Raw genomic sequence first — 4,320 nt, 5'->3', positions numbered from 1 at the left:
GCCCCCTCGTCGGCCTCCGCCTCCGCCTCGGCGGGGTCGATGGCGAACAGGCGGTCGCGCAGGCTGCGGTTGCGGAACTCCAGGGAGTCCAGCAGGGCGGTGACGGCCTCCCGGTCGTAGGGGGCGCGGATCAGCTCGGCGGGGCCGGCGGGGAGGTCCATGTCGCGAACCATCTCGGTGAGTTCGCGGTTGAGGCGCACGGACTCCAGGTGCTCGCGGAGGTTGGCGCCGACCTTGCCCTTGACCTCCTCGGCGCGCTCCAGCAGCTCCTCCAGGGAGCCGAACTGCCGCAGCCACTTGACGGCTGTCTTCTCCCCCACGCCGGGGATGCCCGGCAGGTTGTCGGAGGGGTCCCCGCGCAGGGCCGCGAAGTCGGGGTAGCGCTCGGGCGTCAGGCCGTACTTCTCCTCCACGGCGGCGGGGGTGAAGCGGGTCAGCTCCGAGACGCCCTTGGTCGGGTACAGGACGGTGATCCGGTCGGAGACCAGTTGGAAGGAGTCGCGGTCGCCGGTGACGACGAGGACCTCGAAGCCCTCGGCGGCGGCCCGGGTGGCGAGGGTGGCGATGATGTCGTCGGCCTCGAAGCCCTCCACCGCGAAGCGGGGGACGTTCATCCCGTCCAGCAGTTCGCCGATGGCGGTCACCTGGCCCCGGAACTCGTCGGGGGTGGCGGAGCGGTTGGCCTTGTACTCGGCGAAGCGCTCCGAGCGCCAGGTGCGGCGGGAGACGTCGAAGGCGACGGCGAGGTGGGTGGGGCGCTCGTCGCGCACGGTGTTCGCGAGCATGGAGGTGAAGCCGTAGACCGCGTTGGTCGGCCGCCCGTCACCGGTGGTGAAGTTCTCGGCGGGCAGCGCGAAGAACGCCCGGTAGGCCAGCGAGTGGCCGTCGAGCAACATCAGCCGGGGAGGGCCGGCGGGCTCCGAGCCGGCCACCCCGGGAACGGGCGGGCGATCGGCGGGCGGGTCGGTTCGCTGCTCGGTCGTCGATGCGTTCTCGGTCACGTCGGGCATCCTCCCACGCGGCACCGACACTCCCCGTCCGCCGCCACGTGTCCCGGTGCGAACCGTCGGTTCGGGCGGGGCGGTCCGTTCCGGGGTTCGTCCCGGACCCGTCACGGGTCCCGCGCGGTCCGCCCGGTTCCGCGTGGCCCACGCGGAACCGGGGGCCCGACGGGGGTGCCCGGGCGGCCCCGACGTGGCACGATCGGCCGGGAGGGGTGGTCCGCGCCGGACGACGGACCCACCCGCCCCGACCGGTCGCCCGTCGCGGCGGCCGACGCGGCGGCGGCCCGACCCCGGAAGGACGACCCGCAGGAGGACCCCGTGGCGCAGCGGCCGGAGGAGTCGAGGACCCCGGAGGTCCGGGACGACCGGAACGGGTCGGGCGGGCACGGCGACGCCCTGGCGCGGGAGAGCCCCGCGATCGCCGCCCCCGCCGACCACGCCGCCGGTGCCACGGCGATCGGTCACACCCTGCGCATGGCCCGGCGCGGCATGGGGGCGCGACGCACGGCGCTGACGCTGCTGCGGGTCAACCAGCCGACGGGTTTCGACTGCCCCGGCTGTGCCTGGCCCGAGCCGGACAAGCCGCACCTCGCCGAGTTCTGCGAGAACGGGGCGAAGGCGGTCGCCGAGGAGGCGACGACCCGTCGGGTCGGTCCGGCGTTCTTCGCCGCCCACCCGTTGTCGGACCTGGAACACCGTTCGGGGTACTGGCTGGGGCGACAGGGCAGGCTGACCGAGCCGGCGTACCGGGCACCGGGAGCGGACCGGTACGTGCCCGTCGGCTGGGACGAGGCGTTCGACATCATCGCGGAGGAGCTGAACGCGCTGGACTCCCCCGACGAGGCGCTGTTCTACACCTCCGGGCGCACGAGCAACGAGGCGGCCTTCCTGTACCAGTTGTTCGTCCGCGAGTTCGGCACCAACAACCTGCCGGACTGCTCGAACATGTGCCACGAGTCCTCCGGTTCCGCCCTGGTCGAGACGCTGGGGGTGGGCAAGGGCAGCGTGTCGCTGGAGGATCTGCACCGGACCGACCTGATCATCGTGGCGGGCCAGAACCCGGGGACCAACCACCCCCGGATGCTGAGCGCGCTGGAGCGGGCGAAGGCGGGGGGTGCGCGGATCATCTCGATCAACCCGCTCCCGGAGGCGGGGCTGATGGCCTTCCGCAACCCGCAGACGGTCCGGGGTCTGGTCGGCGGCGGCACCTCGCTGACCGACCTCTTCCTGCGCATCCGGATCGGCGGGGACCAGGCGCTGTTCCGGATGCTGAATCGGAGGCTGCTGGAGACGCCGGGCGCGGTGGACGAGGAGTTCGTCCGCGAGCACACCCACGGCTTCGAGGACTTCGCGGCGGCGGCGCGGGACGCGGACCGGGCGGAAACCCTCGCCGCGACCGGGCTGACCACGGAGGAGATCGACGAGGCGCTGCGGATGGTGCTGGCCGCCGACCGGATCGTGGTGTGCTGGGCGATGGGGCTGACCCAGCACCGTCACTCGGTGCCCACCATCCGCGAGGTGGTCAATTTCCTGCTGCTGCGCGGCAACGTGGGCCGTCCCGGGGCCGGGGTGTGCCCGGTGCGCGGGCACAGCAACGTGCAGGGCGACCGGACCATGGGCATCTGGGAGCGTCCGCCGGAGTGGTTCCTCGACGCACTGGAGCGGGAGTTCGGTTTCGCGCCGCCGCGCGAGCCCGGCACGGACACCGTGGAGGCCATCCGGGCGCTGCGCGACGGTCGGGCGAAGGTCTTCGTCGGCATGGGCGGGAACTTCGTCTCGGCCTCTCCCGACACGGCGGTGACCGAGGCGGCGATGCGCCGCGCGCGGTTGACGGTGCAGGTGTCCACCAAGCTGAACCGCTCGCACGTGGTGACCGGTGAGCGGGCGCTGATCCTGCCCGCGCTGGGGCGCACCGACCGGGATGAGCGGGGCACCGGGCCGCAGTTCGTGACCGTGGAGGACTCCATGGGGCAGGTGCACGCCTCCCGGGGGCGGCTCAACCCGCCCGGTCCGCTGGTGCGTTCCGAACCGGCGATCGTCTGCGGCCTGGCCCGGCGCGTGCTGGGCCCGCGCAGCGCCACCCCCTGGGAGGCGTTCGCCGAGGACTACCGGCTGATCCGGGAACGGATCGAGCGGGTGATCCCGGGCTTCGAGGACTTCGAGGAGCGGGTGGGGCGCCGGGGCGGGTTCTCCCTGCCGCACGCCCCCCGCGACGAGCGGCGCTTCCCCACCGCCACCGGGAAGGCGAACTTCACGGCCGCCCCGGTGGAGTGGCCCCGGGTGCCGGAGGGGCGACTGCTGCTCCAGACCCTGCGCTCGCACGACCAGTACAACACCACGATCTACGGCATGGACGACCGCTACCGGGGGGTGCGCGGCGGCCGGCGGGTGGTACTGGTCAACCCGGAGGATGCCGCCGCCCTGGGGTTCGCCGACGGTGACCGGGTGGACCTGGTCGGCGAGTGGTCGGACGGCGCGCGGCGGGTGGCTCCGGACTTCGGGCTGGTCCACTACCCGACCGCGCGCGGCTGCGCCGCCGCCTACTACCCGGAGACGAACGTGCTGGTGCCGCTGGACTCGACGGCGGAGGGCAGCAACACGCCCACCAGCAAGTCGGTGGTGATCCGACTCACCCCCACCGGTTCCTGAGCAAGCGCTTGATCGGATCGTGAACCCCGGGATAGGACGGGACCGGGACACCCGCGCCACCGCGCGGGTGCCGGTGACGAGGAACGGACGGACGGCATGGGCGACACGGCGCACCGCGCAGGCGAGGCGGGGACCGGCGACGGAACGGCCGGGGAGGGTACCCCTCTCCCCCTCTTCCCGAGGGATGTGCTGGACCTGTGGTCCGGGCGCGGCATCGACCTGTACGCCCTGTTCTCCGCCGGGAACCTCGGCAGCCGCATGGGACTGCGGGTACTGGGGGCCGCCCCGGACAAGGTGGTCGGCACGCTGCCGGTGGAGGGCAACACCCAGCCCTACGGTCTGCTGCACGGCGGTGCCTCGGCGGTGCTGGCCGAGACCCTGGGATCGGTCGGCGCGATGTTGCACGGCGGACCGGACCGCATCGCGGTGGGCGTGGACCTGAACTGCACCCACCACCGGGGCGTGCGCTCGGGCACCATCACCGGGGTGGCGGTCCCCGTGCACGCCGGCCGCACCTCGGCCACCTACGAGATCGTCATCACCTCCGAGGAGGGCAAGCGGATCTGCTCCGCCCGGCTGACCTGCGCCCTGCGCGAGAACCCGGCGGCCTGATCCGCCCCACCGGCCGGATCGGGACGTACCGAATCGGGGCGGGGGCGGATCGGGC

Annotated in this window: 3 protein-coding genes; 2 read left to right on the top strand and 1 reads right to left on the bottom strand. The window is 73.5% G+C overall.

Annotated features, from left to right (window positions below):
• Window positions 1–896 (bottom strand): 5'-3' exonuclease (locus FNQ90_RS14195; RefSeq protein ID WP_323379959.1); only part of this gene is annotated, 896 nt, incomplete at its 3' end.
• 504 nt (window positions 897–1,400) lie between these two features.
• Between FNQ90_RS14195 and FNQ90_RS14190 the strand changes: the two genes are divergently transcribed.
• The gene (locus FNQ90_RS14190; protein WP_228471173.1) at window positions 1,401–3,653 is read left to right on the top strand and encodes an FdhF/YdeP family oxidoreductase; all 2,253 of its coding nucleotides are present in this window, start codon (window positions 1,401–1,403) and stop codon (window positions 3,651–3,653) included.
• 96 nt (window positions 3,654–3,749) lie between these two features.
• On the top strand, window positions 3,750–4,265 hold the full coding sequence (locus tag FNQ90_RS14185) for a PaaI family thioesterase (protein WP_182606718.1): 516 nt from the start codon (window positions 3,750–3,752) through the stop codon (window positions 4,263–4,265).
• Window positions 4,266–4,320: the final 55 nt, after the last annotated feature.

It is taken from the genome of Streptomyces alkaliphilus, from assembly GCF_014141535.1.
Classification (GTDB): Bacteria; Actinomycetota; Actinomycetes; order Streptomycetales; family Streptomycetaceae; genus Streptomyces; species Streptomyces alkaliphilus.
This window is presented reverse-complemented; position numbering and strand designations above follow the sequence as displayed.

What these genes read in the sequence shown, in the direction of transcription:
- FNQ90_RS14185 (WP_182606718.1), top strand. Translation starts at nt 3,750, where the DNA reads ATGGGCGACACGGCGCACCGCGCAGGCGAGGCGGGGACCGGCGACGGA.